Genomic DNA, 871 nt, shown 5'->3' with positions numbered 1-871 from the left:
AGAGCCTGACTCAAAAAGCGTAGACCTCTTCAAGGTCGGGCCAAGCGGCGAGTTAGAAGCCTCAGATGGGCGACGAGCAGCCAAGCAAGCTCGGTGGCGGCAGACCCCTCAAAGTCTTTGGAGAGACGCCGGCATCTACCGAACCATGCAAAGGTGCGTTCGACGACCCAGCGCTTGGGCAGGAGCTGGAAGCCTTTGATCCCGTGCGGTCGCTCGACGATCTCGATCGTCCACGGCCCGCAGTCCGAGAGTGCGTTGACGAGTTGTTTGCCGCGATAGATCCGGTCAGCAAAGATATGCTCGAGCCTTGGGAAACGGTCTCGCAAGTCCTCCAACAGCGGAACGGCGCCATGGACGTCCTGGACGTTGGCGGGATGAACATATGCCGCCAGCAGGAGGCCGTTGGTGTCGGTCACGATATGGCGCTTGCGCCCATGGAGGCGCTTGCCGGCGTCGAACCCGCGTGGCCCGCCGGCCTCCGTCGTGGAGGCGGTCTGGCTATCGATGACGGCGGCTGTCGGTTTCTGCTTTCGTCCCAGTTGCCGACGCGCCTTCCGGACCAAAGCTTCGACGATCTCCTGCCATTTACCAGTGTCGCGCCAGGCGTAGAAATAGCCTTGCACCGTCGAGTATGGCGGGAACCCCTTCGGCAAGGCTCGCCATTGGCAGCCGCTCGACAGTATATAGAAGATGGCCTGCACGATCTCGCGCAGATCGACCTCCCGCGGCCGGCCCAATCGCTTCCGCGGGGGCATCTTCCGGGCGATCAGCGCCCATTCGGCATCGGTCAGATCGCTTGCGTAACGCAGTCCACTGCGCTGATACTTGATACGAGCGGCTTTGGTCCACGGCATGGTGTCCTCCCTCGAAT

1 protein-coding gene is annotated in these 871 nt (G+C 62.1%); it reads right to left on the bottom strand.

Going from position 1 to position 871, the window contains the following annotated elements; genetic code table 11:
- Positions 1-29: 29 nt before the first annotated feature.
- Positions 30-854, bottom strand: coding sequence for an IS5 family transposase (locus tag P0R31_RS40735; RefSeq protein WP_275521246.1), 825 nt, complete (start codon positions 852-854; stop codon positions 30-32).
- Positions 855-871: the final 17 nt, after the last annotated feature.

Origin of the sequence: Bradyrhizobium yuanmingense (assembly GCF_029167105.1) — a bacterium.
GTDB lineage: Bacteria > Pseudomonadota > Alphaproteobacteria > Rhizobiales > Xanthobacteraceae > Bradyrhizobium > Bradyrhizobium yuanmingense_A.
The sequence above is the reverse complement of the archived record's forward strand: the minus strand, read 5'-3'. Positions and strand labels throughout refer to the sequence as shown.

Coding starts and splice junctions, on each gene's coding strand:
- P0R31_RS40735 (WP_275521246.1), bottom strand. CDS start 854: ATGCCGTGGACCAAAGCCGCTCGTATCAAGTATCAGCGCAGTGGACTG.